The sequence below is a fragment of the Arthrobacter sp. 9V genome (genome assembly GCF_902506065.1).
GTDB lineage: Bacteria > Actinomycetota > Actinomycetes > Actinomycetales > Micrococcaceae > Arthrobacter.
Genome location: NZ_LR732912.1, coordinates 137,175 through 155,727, shown reverse-complemented (window position 1 = coordinate 155,727; position 18,553 = coordinate 137,175). Strand labels below are relative to the sequence as shown.

Annotated in this window: 18 protein-coding genes; 10 read left to right on the top strand and 8 right to left on the bottom strand. The window is 62.8% G+C overall.

What is annotated here, in order from left to right:
- Nucleotides 1-20: 20 nt before the first annotated feature.
- From BACI9J_RS00745 to BACI9J_RS00735, 3 genes are all read right to left on the bottom strand, one after another.
- On the bottom strand, nucleotides 21-926 hold the full coding sequence (locus tag BACI9J_RS00745) for a cation transporter (protein ID WP_159732331.1): 906 nt from the start codon (nucleotides 924-926) through the stop codon (nucleotides 21-23).
- Entirely contained in the window at nucleotides 923-1,363 is a 441-nt protein-coding gene (locus BACI9J_RS00740; RefSeq protein WP_201296469.1) for a DUF7793 family protein, read from the bottom strand. Before BACI9J_RS00740 ends, BACI9J_RS00745 begins: the two co-directional genes overlap by 4 nt.
- 152 nt (nucleotides 1,364-1,515) lie before the next feature.
- Nucleotides 1,516-2,457 (bottom strand): GlxA family transcriptional regulator, encoded by a 942-nt coding sequence (locus BACI9J_RS00735; RefSeq protein ID WP_201296468.1) that lies wholly within the window; start codon nucleotides 2,455-2,457, stop codon nucleotides 1,516-1,518.
- A 130-nt stretch (nucleotides 2,458-2,587) separates the two neighbouring features.
- Between BACI9J_RS00735 and BACI9J_RS00730 the strand changes: the two genes are divergently transcribed.
- Together BACI9J_RS00730 and BACI9J_RS00725 are read left to right on the top strand one after the other, a co-directional pair.
- Nucleotides 2,588-3,211: an isochorismatase family protein gene (locus tag BACI9J_RS00730; RefSeq protein WP_159732328.1), complete on the top strand. Its 624-nt coding sequence runs from the start codon at nucleotides 2,588-2,590 to the stop codon at nucleotides 3,209-3,211.
- A gap of 66 nt (nucleotides 3,212-3,277) precedes the next feature.
- Nucleotides 3,278-4,507 (top strand): GAF domain-containing sensor histidine kinase, encoded by a 1,230-nt coding sequence (locus tag BACI9J_RS00725; RefSeq protein WP_159732325.1) that lies wholly within the window; start codon nucleotides 3,278-3,280, stop codon nucleotides 4,505-4,507.
- A gap of 49 nt (nucleotides 4,508-4,556) precedes the next feature.
- Here the strand turns inward: BACI9J_RS00725 and BACI9J_RS00720 are convergent, their stop codons facing one another.
- Both BACI9J_RS00720 and BACI9J_RS00715 read right to left on the bottom strand, forming a co-directional pair.
- Nucleotides 4,557-5,972 (bottom strand): serine/threonine-protein kinase, encoded by a 1,416-nt coding sequence (locus BACI9J_RS00720; protein WP_236558278.1) that lies wholly within the window; start codon nucleotides 5,970-5,972, stop codon nucleotides 4,557-4,559.
- Between the two features lie 219 nt (nucleotides 5,973-6,191).
- Entirely contained in the window at nucleotides 6,192-6,833 is a 642-nt protein-coding gene (locus BACI9J_RS00715) for a TetR/AcrR family transcriptional regulator (RefSeq protein ID WP_159732322.1), read from the bottom strand.
- A gap of 113 nt (nucleotides 6,834-6,946) precedes the next feature.
- Between BACI9J_RS00715 and BACI9J_RS00710 the strand changes: the two genes are divergently transcribed.
- From BACI9J_RS00710 to BACI9J_RS00690, 5 genes are all read left to right on the top strand, one after another.
- Nucleotides 6,947-8,407, top strand: coding sequence for a purine-cytosine permease family protein (locus BACI9J_RS00710; protein ID WP_236558276.1), 1,461 nt, complete (start codon nucleotides 6,947-6,949; stop codon nucleotides 8,405-8,407).
- Nucleotides 8,404-9,642: a serine hydrolase domain-containing protein gene (locus tag BACI9J_RS00705; protein ID WP_159732319.1), complete on the top strand. Its 1,239-nt coding sequence runs from the start codon at nucleotides 8,404-8,406 to the stop codon at nucleotides 9,640-9,642. The genes BACI9J_RS00710 and BACI9J_RS00705 overlap by 4 nt, the downstream gene beginning before the upstream one ends.
- On the top strand, nucleotides 9,639-11,276 hold the full coding sequence (locus BACI9J_RS00700) for an amidohydrolase (protein ID WP_159732316.1): 1,638 nt from the start codon (nucleotides 9,639-9,641) through the stop codon (nucleotides 11,274-11,276). Before BACI9J_RS00705 ends, BACI9J_RS00700 begins: the two co-directional genes overlap by 4 nt.
- 135 nt (nucleotides 11,277-11,411) lie before the next feature.
- Complete coding sequence (locus BACI9J_RS00695; protein ID WP_159732313.1) at nucleotides 11,412-12,005, top strand: histidine phosphatase family protein; 594 nt, start codon at nucleotides 11,412-11,414, stop codon at nucleotides 12,003-12,005.
- A gap of 107 nt (nucleotides 12,006-12,112) precedes the next feature.
- Nucleotides 12,113-12,823: a hypothetical protein gene (locus BACI9J_RS00690; protein ID WP_236558273.1), complete on the top strand. Its 711-nt coding sequence runs from the start codon at nucleotides 12,113-12,115 to the stop codon at nucleotides 12,821-12,823.
- Between the two features lie 140 nt (nucleotides 12,824-12,963).
- Here the strand turns inward: BACI9J_RS00690 and BACI9J_RS00685 are convergent, their stop codons facing one another.
- Nucleotides 12,964-13,533: a TetR/AcrR family transcriptional regulator gene (locus BACI9J_RS00685; protein WP_159732310.1), complete on the bottom strand. Its 570-nt coding sequence runs from the start codon at nucleotides 13,531-13,533 to the stop codon at nucleotides 12,964-12,966.
- A 101-nt stretch (nucleotides 13,534-13,634) separates the two neighbouring features.
- Between BACI9J_RS00685 and BACI9J_RS00680 the strand changes: the two genes are divergently transcribed.
- Entirely contained in the window at nucleotides 13,635-14,834 is a 1,200-nt protein-coding gene (locus BACI9J_RS00680; RefSeq protein WP_159732307.1) for an MFS transporter, read from the top strand.
- Here BACI9J_RS00680 and BACI9J_RS00675 read toward each other — a convergent pair.
- Nucleotides 14,831-15,115 carry a hypothetical protein gene (locus BACI9J_RS00675; protein ID WP_159732304.1) on the bottom strand — a complete coding sequence of 95 codons (285 nt, stop codon included), beginning with the start codon at nucleotides 15,113-15,115 and terminating at the stop codon, nucleotides 14,831-14,833. The genes BACI9J_RS00680 and BACI9J_RS00675 overlap by 4 nt on opposite strands.
- Nucleotides 15,116-15,132: 17 nt before the next feature.
- The gene (locus tag BACI9J_RS00670) at nucleotides 15,133-15,777 is read right to left on the bottom strand and encodes a TetR family transcriptional regulator (RefSeq protein ID WP_159736291.1); all 645 of its coding nucleotides are present in this window, start codon (nucleotides 15,775-15,777) and stop codon (nucleotides 15,133-15,135) included.
- A 131-nt stretch (nucleotides 15,778-15,908) separates the two neighbouring features.
- Between BACI9J_RS00670 and BACI9J_RS00665 the strand changes: the two genes are divergently transcribed.
- The gene (locus tag BACI9J_RS00665) at nucleotides 15,909-17,561 is read left to right on the top strand and encodes an APC family permease (protein ID WP_236558271.1); all 1,653 of its coding nucleotides are present in this window, start codon (nucleotides 15,909-15,911) and stop codon (nucleotides 17,559-17,561) included.
- Nucleotides 17,562-18,464, top strand: a complete 903-nt coding sequence (locus BACI9J_RS00660) for a carbon-nitrogen hydrolase family protein (RefSeq protein ID WP_159732301.1) — start codon at nucleotides 17,562-17,564, stop codon at nucleotides 18,462-18,464.
- Nucleotides 18,465-18,553 lie beyond the last annotated feature (89 nt).

Below are 18,553 nucleotides of genomic sequence, written 5' to 3'. Positions count from 1 at the left end.
AAAGAGGGTGGGGAATCTGCCTACTCAAAGAGTTTCGGGTCCGCCGTGAGCGCCACGTACGCCCACACGTCCAGGCCTAAAGGCTCAAGTGCCGCTACAACTGCCCGGCGAACGGCGTCCTCCTCTGCAACGTTCCACTCAGACCCGGGAACCACAAAATCAACCTCCACATAGAGCTTGCGGCCCACCTTGCCGGACCGGATCAACGGCTCCTGCAGCCCGAACTGTTTCCTGACAACGTGAACAGCACCGGTGATGGCGGCATCGATCTCTTTGGATGGCGCGCCTTCAAGCAACTCGTTCAAACCTGCCCGGATCAAGCCGAAGGGAATGTAGGCGAGAATGAGGCAGGCGAGGAGCACCAGCACGGGGTCCACGAAGAGGGCCACATCCTCCATCCCCCTGCCCTGCAGGACCAAGGCCACACCGGCGCCAAGCACCATCATGACGCTGAGTATGGCTCCCGCGCGCCACTGCGCGATCTCCGCTCCTACCAGGTCCGAGGCCGGCGCCGTACGCCGCATCCACCAAGCCACCAGGAAGCCGATCGCGGCGGTGACCGCCCCGTAAACGGCGATGATGACAGGGCTGACCGGGGCTCCGCCGTCGCGAATGACCAGCACGGCATCAGCCGCAGCCACCAGGAGCGTCGCGGCAACAGCGATCCCTTGGATCAACACCACCAATGGCGTCAGCGCGTCCCGCCCGAACGGAAAGCGCCGGGTTGGCCCGGCCGCTAACGCGGAGGATGCAGAAAGGGAAACGGCGGAAAGAATCAGGCCAATGCCCATGTAAGCGCCGTCGAAGATGATGATCCTGGTCCCGCTGATGACGCCCAGGATGATTGCGCCGGCCGCAGATACGGCTGATACCCATAACGACACCCGGAGGGCGCGCCCCTCAACCCTCAGCGCCGGTTTGGTCACGAGGGCGATCCTCCCAGCAGACCTGCCGGGCCACTTTGCTCATCATCAGCGTGTGGATCAACGGTTTGTTGTTCCGGCTCCACAAGCCAGGCCCTTGCCTCCGCTTCGGAGGTAAAGAACCGCGTGGGGCAAGGTGCCGGTTGGGCGGCCAGTTGGTAATCGACCAGTATGCGGTCGACGGCGTTTTCGCCCAACAACGCGATTTTGGAGGCAGCGCACGGTTCAACGAAAACGTCACGTGCGGCGCGGCTCAAGTGGCTCGCGTTGGCCATTTTGACCAGTAGGGGATAGCGATCACCGGCGGCGAATTCGTTGACCGCATTCACTGCCGCCCGGGCATTATCGGCTTCGATCCGTACGCCCTGGTGCCACGCCAGTAACAGGACATGGTCCGGCTCGAGCTGGAGAGTGTAGTCAATATGGTCCGTCTCAGCCATGGAACCGTCTCCATCTCTGCAGATCGCAAGATCGCAGGATCGCAGGAGTGCCCGCGTGCCACGGGCTGACTCCACCCTGCACCTGGCAGCAAGGGTCCCGTCTCATCCGAAAAGAGTGATCTTTGGCTTACTTACCGCTGATCCGGAGCACTTCATGCCGTGAAGCGGCGCCTGTAGTCCGTGGGCGAGGTGGAAAAGGCGCCTGCAAAGTTCTGGCGAAGGGTCACTGCACTGCCGAAACCGCAGTCGGCCGCCACCTGGTCGATGGATAAGTCGGTGGTTTCCAACAGTCGGCGGGCAGCATCCAGCCGGCGGGTGCGTATCCAGGCCGACGGCGTGGTCCCGGTTGAGGCGCGGAAGGCGCGCACAAACGTTCGCCGGCTCATGTGGGCTTGGGCTGCGAGCCGGTCAATGCTGAGGGGCTCGCCCAGCCGCCGCATGGCCCACTCGAGTAGTCGCGCCATGGGATCGCCCTCGGCTCGCGGTGGAAGGGGATGCTCAATGTACTGGGCCTGACCACCTTCACGGTGCGGAGCGATCACCAGGCTTCGCGCCACCTGGTTGGCTGCCTCCGAACCCAACCGGCCCCTCACAACGTGCAGGCAGGCGTCGAGCCCGGACGCTGTACCGGCAGAGGTCAGGACATCGCCATGATCGATGTACAGCACCGTTTGGTCCAGGGAGACATCGGGGTGCCGGACTGCGAGGGAATCAAAGGCCTGCCAGTGCGTTACGGCCGAACGTCCGTCAAGGAGTCCGGCATCGGCAACGGGGATGGCTCCCAGGCACAGACCCACAATGGTTGCGCCCCTGCCATGGGCTTGTCGGAGGACAGTGCTGAGGGCTTCGCCGGTCTCGCGTTCGTCGTCGAACCACGACGGCACCACCACGACGTCGGCCTGTTCCGCCGTCGACGGTCCTTGAACCTCCCCCAACGTGTACCCTTCAGCGGTTTTGACGCTGCCGGCATGGTCCGAGAACAGCACGGTGGTCCAGTCAGCCAATTCTTGACGTGAAACTTCGTCGAACACCATTTGCGGCACAGCCAGGTGGAACATGGTGACGCCGTCGAAGGCATATACCGCAATCTTCACCTGTGATCCTTTTTCCTTTGGCCCGAATCAATCGTATATGGGCATACGTGCCACTGGTGCCCGGTGGCGCGTCGGCGAAAGATGGAATGGAACACCAAGTACACCCAAGCACTCACTCAGGGAGAACACCATGAGCACAACCCGCCGCGCCCTCATCCTGGTGGACGTCCAGCAGCAGTACTTCAGCGGACCACTGGAAATTCAGTACCCGCGCCACCAGGAGTCGCTGCCCATGATCGCCCAGGCAATCGATGCTGCAACCGCCGCCGGCATTCCCATCGCAGCAATCCAGCACAACGAAGGAGAAGGAGCGCCCGTCTTCGCACCGGGAACAGCTGAGTATGAACTGCACCCCGAGGTGGAAGCCCGGAAGGCCGGTTCATGGAAAGTGGTCACCAAGAAGTACGGCTCGGTTTACGCAGGCACCGATGTTGCGGCCTGGCTGCGGGAGCACGACGTCGACACCGTCACCTTGGTGGGTTACATGACCAACAACTGCATTCTGGCTTCTGCGGTTGAAGCAGAATTCCTTGGCTTCAGCACAGAAGTCCTCTCTGATGCCACCGGTGCCATCAACCTCAGCAATGCTGCCGGAACCGCCGATGCGAAGACCGTGCACACCACGTTGATGGCGCTGCTGAACTCCAACTGGGCTGCGGTGGCCTCCACCCGGGCATGGGCAGAGGCCGTCGAGTCAGGGCAGGCTCTGGAAAAGAGCGATTTGGGCAGCTCTGCGGCGTATGCGTCCCAGTAAACCACCGCGGCCAACGTCCCGGTAGTATCGGCAGGGAATCCTAATGACGCCTGGGGGAGTAATAACATGACGGAAGTTCAGGGGCAGCTGTCCTTCACTGATGACATCAGCCGGGACCTCGAATTACAGGAATACGGCCTGGACCCGGCGGAGGATTCCACCCTGCTTCCCAATGCCGCCGTCATGAGTGCCCTGCAGAACCTGGTGCGGCTCGCTACGGAGCTTTGCGGCGCTCCCTTTGGCGTGGTCAACATCATCAGCGCGGAGTACCAGCACCAGATCGGCGCTTGGGGCGTGGACCCGGGTGTCTGCTCGCGTGAGGATTCCATGTGCGCCAAGGTGTTCCTCTCCCGTGAGAGGACAGTGGTGGCGGATGCCTCGCTGGATCCGCGCTTTGCGGACAATCCCTTTGTCACCGGTGAAATAGGGAACGTCCGCTTCTACGCCTCCGTCCCGCTGCAGACGGAATCCGGGTTCGTTCCGGGAACCTTGTGTGTCTTCTCGGATAAGACCAATGAGCTGCGCCCCGAACAGGTGAGCATGTTGGAGGTCCTGGCCAAGCAGGTGGTGGAGTTGCTGGAACTTCAGCACCGCACCGTCCAACTGGACCGCACCTATGCCGAGCTGAAGGACAGCAACGCCAAGCTCGCCGGTTTTGCCGGCCGGGTCAGCCACGATCTCCGTATTCCCCTCACCACCATCCTGGGCTACGTGGAGTTGGTGGAAGATGATCCCGACGTCGAACCCAACAGCACCGCCGCCCGCTACCTGGACCGCATCGGTTCCAGTGGGCGGCGGATGTTGGGCATGCTTGAGGATGTTCTGAGCTACTCCAGGGTGGGTGGCGCGGTTCAGCCCACACAGGTTTCCCTGCGCGAGGTTACCGAAGAAGTTGTCCGTGACTTGGGCATTGAGAACCACAGGATTGTTGAAGTGGAGGACCTGACTCTTCATGCCGACGGCGGACAACTCCGCACACTGCTGCAGAACCTGCTCTCCAATGCCATGAACTACCGCAGTCCTGAGCGGGATCTCCGCGTCCGGATCAGCGGGGTTTCCAACTATCAGGGCGCCACGGTCTTCGTTTCGGACAACGGCAAGGGCATCAGGCCCGAGGACCGCGCCAAAGCCCTGGAACCCTTGGTACGTTTGCGGCGGGAAGGCGACGGCCCGGGTTCCGGACTCGGACTGGCCACCTGCAGCAGCATCGCCAAGGCACACGGGGGCGACCTCACCCTGACGGAAACTCCCGGTGGCGGAACCACCGTGGCGATCAGCTTTCCGGCCGGTCTCTAGCGCACGACGGCGGCGGGTCGCCGTCGTGCGTTGATTCAGCGGGTTGGGGCTACTTCCCCTCGCCGGATCCCTTTGCCTTCTCAGGCTTTTTTTCGCTCTTGCCGTTGCTCTTTTCCTTGGCAATGTCCGGTCCCGGCATCACGGCGGGGGCGGGTGCAGGTTCCAGTGCCGGCGCCGGTACGGGCTCCGGCAGGTTGACTGCCTCCGCGGGCTGGACGCCGGTGTTTCCGGCGTCGGCAGGCTGGGCGTCTGCCGGCACAGCTTCAGCGGGCGCCGGTGCGCTTGGTACCACGGGGACCACCGGCACAGTTGGTTGCGGATCGGCCTGGGAGACGCCGGTGTCTGCCGGCTGCGAGGGGTCGGCGGTGTTGCCTATGGCCGAAAATCCTTGGGAGAGGATCAGCAGTGCGAGGGGAATGGTTACCGCCGCAGCAGCCACCCCTCTTACGGTCTTGGGGCGCCGCCTGCTGAAGTCCCTGAGACTGGTAACTGCTGCCTGCTTCCGGGTGACCGCCCGCAGGGGTGGACGGGAAGGCACGGGGACCAGCAGCGCGGTCCGTCGTCCGGATCGCATTTCTTCGTGGGCCAGCGCCTGTTCAACGTGCTGCGCGGTGGGGCGCTTCGCGGGGTCCATGTCCGTCATGGCTTCGAGCAATTCGCGCAGCGGAGCGGGCAGTTCCAAGGGGACCTGCGGCGCGCGGTGAAGGCGTGCTGATGCCGTTTCAATGGGAGTTCCCGGGTACTCAGCCCTGCCGGTGAGGCATTCGAGGAGCACCAGGCCCAGGGAGTAAATGTCGCTCGCAGGAGTCAGGCCAAGGCCTTGCGCCTGTTCGGGGCTGAGGTATTGGGCGGTCCCCACTGTGAAGCCGGTTGCGGTGAGGCGGTTGTCGTTCATGACCAGTGCCACGCCAAAGTCCGCGAGTTTTACCGACTCCTGGCCCAGTCCGTCGTCGTCGGATACCAAGATGTTGGCCGGTTTGATGTCGCGGTGGATGACGCCGTGTTGGTGAACTTGGGACAGCGCCCCGGCGAGCCGAATCCCGATCCGAGCCGTCTCCGGAACGGTGAGCGGTCCCTCGGTCAACACGGCGCGCAAATCTCGCCCTGCAGCCAGTTCCATGACCAAATACGCGCGTTCTTCATCGTTGCGGGTATCCACGCCGGCGTCGAAGGCGGCCACCAGCCCGGGATGATCAAAGGCGGCCAGGAGCCGCATTTCGTTTTCCTGGCGGGCTCGGAACGACTCGTCGCCTGAACCGGGCAGGAATACTTTGATGGCTACCTCACGGCCAAGCAGCAGGTCCGTCGCTTGGTACACGGCAGACATGGCGCCCCGGCCCAGCAGGGACCCCAACTGGTAGCGGCCGCCAAGCATTTCTGTAGCGTCTGCTTCTGTTACTGCAGTTTCGTCGGAGGTGGGGAGATGGGAGTCCACGGCCTCGTAGTTGTTGCCCACGAATGTCACGTCCTTCAGGCTTACCCGGAGCCACGGACCCAACCACTGTCCCTGCGTCACCAAGTAATGCCGTCAATCAAACTTTCACGATGGCCGCGCGGCCGTCTGCTTCAGCCACGTGCGGCCCAGGCAAGCAGCCCAAACAGCATCATCCGGTTAACCAGATAAGTAATCAGGATACTGATTAAACAGTCGGAAGGGTAATGCGATGTCTCATATCTCCAAGAGTCAGGCGGTCCCGAGCCGGTCCACTGCTGCGCGAAGCCCGCCAGGCGCAACGCCCAGCGACCATTCAGCCACGTCAGTGACGAATCGCTTGAAAGCGTCATACTCGAAGTTTTCAGCATTGTTAACGTAGGAACCCACGCCGTCAATGGCCACCCAAATCCGGATGCAGGCCGCAAAGGGATCCCCTACAACGAAGTCACCTGACGCCACGCCATCCTCAATGAGGGCGGTCAGACGGTTGCGATCCAGGTATTCCTGCCCCAGCAACGCCTCGGTCAGCGCCGGAACGAAGCGGCACAAGTGCCGGGCGTTGAGCCATAGCCGGGTGAGCTCCAGGGTTTCATTGCCTTCGATGCGCGAGACCAGGTGAGCCATCCGCTCGAGGGGAGTTCCGTCGTCGGGAAACAATTCCTCGCGCTCCTCCGATACGGCGCGCACAAATGCTGCGATGACCAGGTCCTCGGCAGCCGGATAGTAGTGGCTGATCAGGCCCGGCCGCACACCAAGGCGGTCGGCGACTGCGCGAAGGGTGATCCTTTCCAGCCCCTCGGTCAGCGCAATGGACGCGGCTTCGGCCAGAATTTCGGCTCGTCGCTCGTCGGGTAACTTCCGGATGCGTTGGGCTACGGGGCTTGACACCATGCCGTTCAGTCTATTGGATTAGTGACCAATAGCTCATTGGTCGTGCGACCAATAGCGTTCACGGACCGGTCTCCCAGCGTTGCGAACCGGACCTTGCCCTGAGAGGAACAGCGTTGTCCCACCCCCACATAACCGATCCGGCCAGTTACCCGGAACCCCTTGCCCACCCCGAAAAACGCGGCATTGAACTCATCGAATCGTCCGAACGCCATGGCCGTGCCCGGGACCTCTTCCCGGTGTGGGCCGCCCCAAACGTCAGCGTCCTCAACTTCACGGTGGGCGCCACGCTGATCCTGCTGGGCATGGAGCTCTGGCAGGCTTTCCTGGTCATCATCGCGGGCAGCCTCCCGTGGATCCTCACTGGCATTGTGGCCACCAGTGGCCCGGCGGCAGGCACCTCCGGCTCCGTCATCACTCGCGCCATCTACGGAATCCGCGGGAACAGGGTGGTTGTCGCCTTCTTTGGCTGGTTCATTTCCGCCGTTTTCCTGGCGCTCAACTGGCTCGCGTCCTCGTTCATGGGCGCAGAGCTCCTGGCGCAGATCGGCTTCACCGATCCCGTCCTCGTGCCGGTGCTCGTCACGATTATTGTTGCCGCCATCACCGTGCTGGTGGCCGTGTTCGGCCACAGCCTGATCCTGCGCAGCTACCCCGTGGTTGCCTCGGTGCTGCTTGCAATCTTCCTGCTGGTCACGGCGTTCATCCTCCCCCACGTGCAGTGGGGCTACACGGCTCCTGCACCGTTGGAGGGTCTGCCGCTATGGTCTGCGATGACCATCGGATTCGCCATCCTCGCTTCCTCTCCCCTGTCCTATTCAAATAGCCCGGACCTGGCGCGCTACCTCCCCAAATCCACCAAGCCTTCGCACATCATCGCGGCCACAGCGCTCGGTGGCGCCCTGCCAGCCATCTTCTTCACATCAGTGGGCGCATTGCTCGCAACAGGGATTGACGCCGCAGCCATGGATCTTGGCATCGAATCGGCGCTTCTGGCCCTGCTCCCGGCCTGGCTCGGACCCATCTTCGTGGTGGGCGTCATCATCAACACCATCGCACTCAATGGCATGACCACCTACACGGCGAGCATGGCGTTCCAGTCCATCGGCGTCCCCATCCGCCGCATCCCCTCGGCAGTGGTAGTTGGAGCGATCGGCACAGCGCTGACCATCTATCTCGTCATGTCCACCAGCCTGCTGGACGCCGTCAACCTGATGCTGCAACTTCTGGTGCTCATTTCCGGGCCCACCATGACCATCTTCGCCACGGACGTCATCCTTCGGCGCAACCGCTACAGCGGCGATGACCTCTTTGACGAGCAGGCCGGCAGCCGCTTCTGGTACTCCGGCGGCTGGCACGTCCCCGGCTTGCTCGCCATCGGCCTTGGCGCAGCCGTGGCCTCCCTGTTCCTCACCAGCTCTGTATGGACCGGCCCTATCGCCGCGGCTATGGGCTTCCTGGACCTCTCGGTGCCGGTGTCCATGGTGGTGACAGCCGGGGTCTACATCGCCTTGACGCGCCTCGCCGCGAAACACCGCCCCACCGCAATCCCCTCCATTGAAGGAGCCCCCGCATGACCACCACCGGAGCCCATCCCCCGCGTTACGGCGGCGCCGCCGGCCAACCCACCGTGGACTCTTGGCAGGAAGGCCCGCACAACCGCTGGACCTTCGCCCACCTTGGTGAAATGCTGCCGACGGCGTCAGTCCCCCGCCACTTCACGTCCGCGCCGGCAGCGGCTACTGAGCGGCTGGCTGCCCTTGCCGTTCCCGGCCTGACTCAGCGCCTTGAGGAAACATACACCGACGCCTTCCTGGTCCTGCACCGCAACAATGTCATTGCGGAGTACTACCGCCCTGGCTTCGGACAGAACGACCTGCATCTGGTCATGAGCATTTCGAAGTCGATGTGTGGCCTGGTGCTGGGGGCGTTGGTGGATTCCGGAGACATCGTCACGTCCGACCGCGTTGTCCACTACGTCCCGGAACTCGCCGGCTCGGTCTACGATGGTCCCACCGTCCAACACGTCCTGGATATGGCTCTCCACCTCAACTACAGCGAGGACTACCTGGATCCGTCCTCCGAAGTGCAGACCCACGACCGCTCTGCCGGCTGGCGCACCCGCCGGGACGGCGACCCCCAGGACACCTACCAGTTCCTCACCACCCTCACAGGTGACGGAACCGTGGGCCGCTTCCAGTACTGTTCCGCGAACACCGACGTGCTCGCCTGGATCATCGAGCGGGTGACCGGGCTCCGCTACTCGGAGGCCCTGTCCAAGTACCTGTGGTCCAAGCTCGACGCCGACCGGGACGCCACCATCACCGTGGATTCCAGCGGCTTCGGCTTCGCTAACGGCGGGGTCTCCTGCACCGCCCGCGACCTGGCGCGGGTGGGCCGGTTGATGCTCGACGGCGGCGAAGGTCCGGCAGGCCGGGTGGCGTCCGAGGGGTGGGTCCGCAGCATACACGCTGGCGGAGACCGCGAAGCCATGGCCGACGCTTCTTTCACCGGCATACACCCCCACGGCTCCTACACCCGTCAGTGGTGGTGCACAGGAAACGAGCGCGGCAACGTGACAGGCATCGGCATCTACGGCCAGTACCTCTGGATCGATCCCGCCACCGATACCGTGGTGGTCCAGCTCTCCACCTGGCCGGAACCGGATAGCGGCCACCTCCACGAACTACAGAATCAGCTGCTCCTCGATGTCAGCCGCTCCCTGGATGAGCCCCTCGCAGCAGACGAATCAGAACCACAAAAGATCACAGCAGAAGAAACAGCACCCGAAACCAAGGAACCCGCCACGTGAGAACCCAGCTTTACACCAACGCCCGCATCTTCACCTCCGATACCCGCCGCTGGGCGGAGGCCATGCTCGTCCAGGATGAGCGGATCCTGTACGTCGGTGACGCCGCCACAGCCGAACGACTTCGTCCGGAGGCCGAGCGGATCAACCTTGAGCGCCGCTTGATGGTGCCCGGTTTTGTTGATGGCCACGCCCACGTGGTCGGCACCGGAGAAGCCCTCAGCCAAGTGAGCCTCTGGGGAGCCAAGTCCGTGGAAGAGATCCAGCAACGAATCACCGCAAGGGCCACCGAACGCCCGGATGCTGAGCGGATCCTGGCTACCGGCTGGCTGCACGGAGCAATTCCGGGCGGCGTGCCGGACGCGGGAATGCTCGATGCCGCGGTCCGCGACAAGCCCGTGTATGCCTTCGCCTATGACTTGCACTCAGCATGGGTGAACACTGCGGCACTGGCCGAACTCGGCATCGATGACCACACGCAGAATCCCCACGGCGGCACCATCAAACGGGACGCAGACGGGCACGCCACCGGTTACATCGACGAGAACGCGTTTTATGACATGGTGATGCCCTTTCTCGACGCCCAAGTGAGCGAGGACGAGCACGAAGCAAGCATCGCCGCTGTCCAACAGGCCTACCGCGAGACCGGCGTGACCACTGCCTGTGACATGGGTTTCAACGAGACCGACCTCGAAGCCTTCAACCGGGCCGATAAAGACGGCACGCTGACCAGCCGCCTCATCGCCTATTGGCGGGTCAACAACGCCGGATCGGCGGAAGAGAACCTCGCCCAGGTCCAGCGGGCGGCCGCGCTCGCCGTCGAACATGTTTCGCCTTTCCTGCGCGTGGTGGGCATCAAAATCATCATTGACGGCACTATCGATGGCTGCACGGCCACGCTTGGAATGCCGTACGCCGATGGTTCCAACGCGGAACCTATCTGGAGCCTTGAGGAACTTGCACCGGTGGTTGCCGCTGCGGACGCTGCTGGTTTGAAAGTTGCCATGCATGCGATCGGCGACGAATCCGTGCGGATTGCCATCGGTGCTGTGGAACGCGCCGTGGCGGAGAACGGCCCCCGCGAACGCCGCCACCGCATTGAGCACCTGGAGCTGGTGGACAGGGCCGACGTCGATCGCCTCGCCGCGCTTGGCATCACGGCCAGCATGCAGCCCGTCCACGCCGATCCGGCCATCAGTGAGAACTGGGCCGGCAAACTGGGTGACGACCGTGTGGATCGGGGCTTCCCGTGGCCGTGGATTACGGCAGCGGGAGCCCGGTTGGCATTCGGCACTGACTCCCCCACCTCCCCGCACGCGCCGCTGCCCAACATGTACGTGGCCACCACCCGGTCTTCGGCCTTGGATCCGTCTGCGGGAACCAACGTTCCCGGCTTCGCCCTGCCGCTGGCCGAATCGATCGAGCACGCCACACGGGACTCGGCGTGGACCTGCGGCGCGGAGCAGGACATCGGACGCCTCGCAGCCGGCCTGTACGCGGACTTCGTAGTGCTGGACACCGACGTGCTCGCTGCAGAAGACCCCGCCTCGCTCCTGAATGCGAAGGTTCTTCAAACAGTGGTGGGCGGCAAAACGGTGTACCAAAGGGATGAGGCCGGCCACGAACAGACCGCGTAGGAAACCACCAAGCCATGCGGCGTTAACCGCAGCAGAACGCCCGACGGCGGCCTCCCGCCGTCGGGCGCTACGTGCTGCGCGGTACCGGTGTTACGTGACGTAGGAAACTGCGGCGCCGCCTGCCCGCAAGGCACAATGGAAGACATGACCCTCACAACTTTCGCCCTCGTCCGCCACGGCCAAACCGATTGGAACGCGGAGCGCAGGTTGCAGGGGGCAACTGACATCCCGCTTAACGACGTCGGCCGCGAACAGGCGCGGGACGCCGTCGCCTTCCTCTCCGGCCAGCAATGGGACACCGTGGTGTCCTCGCCTTTGAGCCGCGCCGCCGAAACCGCGGAGATCATCGCCGAAGGCCTGGGACTCAAGGTGGCCCGGCTGGTTCCCGAACTCACCGAACGCAGCTTCGGTCCCGCCGAGGGACTCCAGGCCGGACCCGACCTGGAGGCACTCCGCATCCCCGGCGGCTTCCGCGGCGGGGAAACAGACGAGGCTGCTGCTGATCGCGGTATTGCTGCCCTGGAGTCGCTGTCTGAAGAGTTTGCCGGCAAGCGCGTCCTGGTGGTGGCCCACGGCACCCTGATCCGGCTGACGCTGAGCCGCGCAATCGGACGCACCTTGGACAGCGTGCAGAACGCGGTACTCAACCTGGCCCACCACCACGTGACCGATGGCTGGCAGCTGGAGTACTTCAACGGCGAGCGCGTCACGGCCGACGTCGAGTCCTGAGCCGCTTTTACCTCCCCCAATTCAAGGACTGCCAGCCCCTGACCGATAGGGTTATCTCGGCTGAGGACCGCTCAGCTTGGAAAAGCAGCACCCGATGGGGGAATAAAGTGAAGAAGTTTGCGTTGCAAAGCGCCGGAGTCTCGGCACTGATCATGATGGCATTGACCGGCTGTGGCGGGTCCACGGGATCAACGGACGCGGCCTCGCCGGAGGCTACTCCTAGCGCGGCCAAGCAGTACACCAATGATGAGCTCATGGCCATGGTCAAGCAGATCAAGAGCCCGTCCGGCAAGGACCTCACCGTTGCTTCCAGCGAAGAGCTGGCACAGGAAAATCCGATGAAGGCACTTTTGAGCATGTTCACTGTGGAACCGGCCGAGTGCAAGGACCTGGGAACGCTGGGTGGTTCTGAAGTCCTTGAGGGCTCGACGACCGCTGCCGGAGCAGATCTTAACGCTGAAACCGGCGTCATGACCATGGTGACCCTGACGTCGGGCGTGGATGCTCAGACGTTGCAGGAAAGCCTGGAAAAGAGCAGTGCCCAGGCAAGCAAGTGCGCAAACATGACGCTGTCCATGTCCGGCCAGTCCATGACCGTTTCCACGGAGAAGTTTGAAGGCATCAGCACTGTGCCCGGAACAGTCGGCTACAAGACTGCAATGTCCACACCCGGCGGCGCCTCGCAGAGCACCTACATTGCCTACGCCATTAAAGACGGCGTCATGATCACCGCTACCGCATCCGGGAAGGGTGCCGAGGCTGCCGGTGTTGCCAACGCCGGCACCATGATGGACCAGGCTGCCGCACTGATCAAGTAGTCAGCACTTCCATATTTTCAGCATCTGCAGGTAAGGGCCGTGATCCTCAGTGAGGTTCACGGCCCTTACTGTGTTCGGCATGCATTCGCTGCTGCGTACAGCGTCGCAGGTTCAGTGTCATGGCGTACAGCGTCGCAGGTTCAACGTCGCGGCGCGGCTTCCAGCACCATGGACGCCATTTCCTTGGCAACGGCAACGGCCTGGGGTTGTGCGTCCAAGTTGGAACTGGCCACTGCGCCGTCGTAGAGGAGGCCTAGCCGCGCGGAGACGTCCTCGGGATGGGAATAGTCTGCGTCCTCACACAAGGACAAGATGGTGCCGGCCAGCCAGTCACGGAAGGTGCGAAGCGCGGTGGACTCAACGCTGCCGGGGCGGGCTTCGGCATTGGCGTTGGCAAAGGGGCAGCCTTTGTAGCCAGGCTCGGCGACGGCTTCCCCCAGTGCCTCAAAGATAGCCAGCAGCTTGTCCACCGGGTTGTCCAGGCCTTGCTGGAACTTGGCGATTCGGTCCCGGCGGCGCTGGTCCCGGCCCGCCAGGTAGGCGGCAATGAGGTCGTCTTTGCCGGAGAAGTTGTAGAAAAGCGAGCCTTTGGCAACCCCCGCTTCTTCTATGACCCTGTCAATCCCCACCGTATGAACGCCCTCGGAATAGAACAAGCGGTCTGCAGCCTCGAGGAGTCGCTGACGGGCAGGAGCCTTGGTGGGGGACATATCAGCAGCATATCAGACAGATCTGTCTAAATATTCTTGACTTTATTGAACAGACCTGTCTAACTAAAACTCTTAGACCACTCTGTTCAAGGAGCCTTCTCTTGACTAGTTCCACCCCCACAAAGTCATCCTTCATTGGGCTCTCCGTAGTCTTCGCAGCATTCTTCTTCGCCGCCGGAGCGCCAACACCCCTGCTCTCATTACGTCAACAGGAGTGGGGCTTTTCGGCCGCAACCCTAAGCATCGCGTTCTCCATGTATGCCATCGGCTTATTGGCTGCGCTCCTCATCGGAGGGTCCTTATCCGACCACTTGGGACGTCGCCCGGTCATGATCATTGCCCTCTACGGCGAACTGCTCTCCATGGCCATCTTCATCCTTGCCCCCAACATCCTTTGGGTGATCGCTGCCCGAGCCCTTCAGGGCCTCGCCACGGGGCTGGCAACCAGCGCCTTCAATGCCGCCATCACTGAACATGCACCGTCCCACCGCAAGAAGCTCGCGGGCGGGCTCACGGGCGCCTCCGTAGCCGGCGGCCTTGGCATAGGGGCGCTGGTGACCGGAGCCGCGGTTCAATTCACCCCTGACGCCAACACGCTGATCTTCGCCATCCTCGCCGCGGTCATGATCATTGCACTGGTTTACGTGAGCTTCACGGCAGAAACAGTCACACCCCGGCCAGGCGCCTTCCGCTCCCTTGTCCCTCGCCTGGGATTACCGGCTTCAATCCGGCCCGAGTTTGCCGCGGGACTACCGATCCACATTGCAGGCTGGATGTTTCCGGCGCTGTTCCTGGGGCTCTCGCCGGCACTACTACGCCTTCAATTCGGGCTGGAAGGCGGACTCATTGCAGGATTCACCGCATTTTTGGGTCCCTTCTCGGCAGCGGCGGCCGGCTTCTACTTCACCCGGCACCCTGCCCGCCACAGCACCCTGGCCGGGGCGGCCCTGATTCTCGCAGGGATCGTTGTTGTGCTGGTGGGAATCAGCACGCCTTGGCTCCCTGCAATCTGGATCGGCGCAGTGCTTGGCGGCATTGGCTTTGGCGGATCTTTCGGTGGCCAGCTTCGCCTGATGACACCCTTGGTTGAACCGCATCAACGAGCCGGGGTGTTTGCCAGCATCTACACTGCCGCCTACCTCGCATTCAGCATCCCGGTGGTCATTGCGGGCTTGCTGGTTCCTGCATGGGGCCTGGTTCCTACACTGGAGGCCTACGCGGCCACTCTCCTGGCATTTGCCGCCCTGGGTGCCGCGATTCAGGGGTTACGGCTTCGAAGGGACGCAGCCGCAGTAAATTAACGAGCTTCCAGCCGCGCCTTCAACTGCTCCGCGTAATCAGGGTAGGCAGCAGCAATCTCTTCCAGGTCAACGGTCTGGGGGAAGTCAATCACAGGCTGGTGTTCGGCCAGATATGACGTTGTTTCCTCAACAACATGCTGTTCGTCGAAGCCATCCAGACCCGCCTCGGCAAGGAAATCCGGGTTGGTGTGCACCAGGGATTCTCCACTTTGGCCTTCCGAGGCCCACCGCACCAAGTATTCGTTCTGATTGACCGGTTCAATGTCGAATGACTTCTCCATGGCAGCAGCCTACGCCGTTAGGAAGCGGGCTCTGAAACGCCACGGGCGGCAACGAATCCCAGCAAGGTTTCGGCTTTGATGCCCAGAAGAGCGGCCGCGAGACTTCCCATCAGTTCGAGCACATACTCACTGGTGGCAGTGCCGGCCAATACATCCATCACCAGCCCGTCTTCCTGGGCAACCAGGGTCCGGGCGATCTTGGCCGGGTCCAGAAGGGGAACGAACTCGCCGGACCGGGTTCCGGCGTCGATTATTTCCAGGTAGACGCGTTCCTGGGCATCGGTGAGCTCTTCCTGGATCCGGCGCTGCTCGGCATCGCGAAGCATGTGGGGCCAGTATTCGTAGAGAATCCGGGAAACGTCGTCGTCCAGCCCGGCAGTAGTGCCGGCACTGATGACCGCGGCGAGCCGCGCCGTCGGGCTCATGTCAGCGTCCACGGCTTCAGCAAGCTTCTCAAGGAATCTTCCGGAGGAGGCCTGCACAGCGGCGGCGATGATCTCAGCGTGGCTGCCGAAGTAGTAGAGCACTGCGTTTGCGGCCATGCCGGCCTCCGCTGCGATGGCGCGGAGCGTGGCACCCTCAGCGCCGTCGCGAGCCGCCACGGCTTGGGCAGCCGCAACGATTTCCTGCCGCCGGACTTCTTTTTTGTCAACCCGTGCCACTGCCGCTCCCCCGTGGATTCCTGAAGTTCCTGTTGACATTGACTCTAGACCGGTATTGAATGGTATTCAAATTTGAATGTGATTCAAATTACTATCCAGATATGACTTACTGATTCAACGAGGAGTCTTCCGTGTCACATCCCGTTTCCCCCACCCCACTCGCGAGCGGCCCCAAACCCAAAAGACCCGGACTGAAGGACCCGGCCCCTGAGGCAACATCGAAGGAAGCAACATCAAAGGTCCCAACACCAAAGGACCCAACGCCAGAGGACCCGAGGTCCAAAGGCTTAAAGGCCGACTCAATCGGCATTGGCCCCACTGTCGCCCTCGGCCTGGCAGCCGTAGCACCCGCCTACAGCCTGGCCGTGACGCTCGGCTTCGTGGTCCTGGCCGTGGGATCAAGCACGCCCGCAGCATTCCTCCTGGGATTCGTCCCCATCCTGTTTACCGCCCTGGCCTTCAGGGACCTCAATAAGGAGATGCCCGATTGCGGCGGCGTTTTCGTCTGGATCACCCGAGTCTTCGGACCCGCAGCCGGCTGGTTCCTGGGCGGCTGGGTGCCGCAGATAGCAACCTTCATTGCGGGCGCCGCCGTTGCCCAGGTTGCCACTACGTATCTGCTCACCTTCTGCGGCTTGGCATCCATCGCCGCAGAGCCCCTTGCCGTAGCTGCCATTGCCTGCGGGCTGATCGGCCTGAGCGGATGGATCGCGGCGAGGGGAATCGAACTCTCCGCCTGGGTTCAGTACGCGCTGATTGGCCTCCAGTTGGTGGCACTCGGCGGCTTCTGCGTGGCTGCCTTCACCGCGATGGCCTCAGGCAACGCCGCGGAAGGAGCCGAGCAGCCAGGCCCGGAGTGGTTCAACCCCTTTGCATCCGGCGATATGTCCGGCCTGGTGTCCGGCGTCATCCTCTGCTTGTTCATTTACTGGGGCTGGGATGCGCTGATAGCGGTGAACGAGGAAACCACGGACCGCAAGGGCACGCCCGGCAAGGCTGTAGTGATCACTACCGTCATCCTGCTGTTCTTCTACGTGGTGACGGCCACAGCCGCCGTCGGATTTGCCGGAACCGCAAGCATCACCGATCCGGAAACCGTCTCCGATGTCCTCTCGGTCCTCGGTCCGCAAGCGACGGGAAGTATTTTTGGCCAGGTCATCGTTCTTGCAGTGGGCTTATCTGCATTGGCAGCACTGTTGACGGTAGCCGTCAGCACACCGCGGACATGGCTCAGCATGGGCACATACGGCGCCCTTCCCAAAGCGACCACAAGGATGCACGCCAAGCGGGGAACGCCCACCACTTCCATCATCTGGTGGGCTGTTATCACCATGGTGATTACCTTGGGGTTGACGGCAATCAGCGCCGATTTCATCGGCCTGGCAATCCTGTCGGTGGGACTGATGATCGCCGCTTACTACGCGGCCACAGCCCTGGCCTCGGTGGTGTACTTCGCACCGCTGATGCGCACCTCTGCATCCGCGTTGATCCTGAAGGGCATCCTCCCCGGCCTCGGAGCACTCCTGATGATCGGAGCGTTCGCGTACAGCGCCGTGGACATGCTTTCCCCGGAGTACGCGGGACTATCCTGGCTGGGCATCGGCTCGGTGTTCTGGATCGGGATCGGCGCGCTGTGCTTGGGCTTGCTGGTTACCGCAATCCTGAGGAGCCGGCTGCGCCGCTTCTTTTCCGGGGAAGCCATCCCCCGCGGAAACGTCACCACCCGCAACCAACTTTCAACCATTCTCAGCAACGAAACTCTCAGCAACGGAACCGAGGCATAAATGCGCATCCTGTCCATCGCAGCAATTCAGACCACCCCCGTCCCCCACGATCTCGAGGCCACGTGGGCGCGCTTCGAAGCGCAGGCCGAGTCAGCCAGGAAGCTCGGCCCCGACGTGGACGTCATTGTGGTTCCGGAACTGCTGCTCTCCGCACCGGGCGAATTCCTGCTCCCGGATCCGGACGGTGAAAGCCGTTCCGCCGCGCCCATTCCCAGCCCGCTCACGGACCGCATCTCCGCGCTCGCCCGCAGGCTCAACGTATGGCTTGTACCCGGATCGCTGCTTGAAACGGAGAACGGAAACACCTACAACACCGCAATCGCCGTCTCCCCGCAAGGCGAGATCGTGGCACGCTACCGCAAGCTCTTCCCTTGGCGTCCGTTCGAGACCACCACGCCCGGAGATTCCTTCGTGACGTTCGACATCCCCGGGTGCGGACGCATCGGCCTTGCCATCTGCTTCGACGGCAGCTTCCCCGAGGTAGCGCGCCAGCTGGCGTGGTTGGGCGCTGAGGTCATCATCCAGCCCACACTCACCACCACCCGGGACCGGGCCATGGAGATCGTCATGTCCCAGGCAAACGCCTTCGCCAACCAGGTTTATGTGGTGAACGTCAACGGAGCCTCGCCGTGCGGGGTTGGCGAGAGCGTGATCGTGGACCCTGAGGGCACCATCATGCAGCAGGCACGTGGCGGGGAAGAGATTCTGTTCGCAGTAATGGATCTGGACCGTGTCACCCAACTCCGCCGTTACGGTACGCATGGCATCAACCGTCCATGGGCGCAGTTGAGGGACCAGGAGGGCACGCTGGCCTTCCCGATGTTCGGCGGCGCGCATTTCCAGTCACCGGAGTGGAGCCGGACCAGCACCGCCGGCCAGCGCAGCGGAGCCGCCTCCGCATAGTCTCCACAGCTTTAGCCAAAGAACCGCGCGAATAACTGAAGAAGCGCACGACGGCGAGTACTCGCCGTCGTGCGCTTCTTCAGTAAATT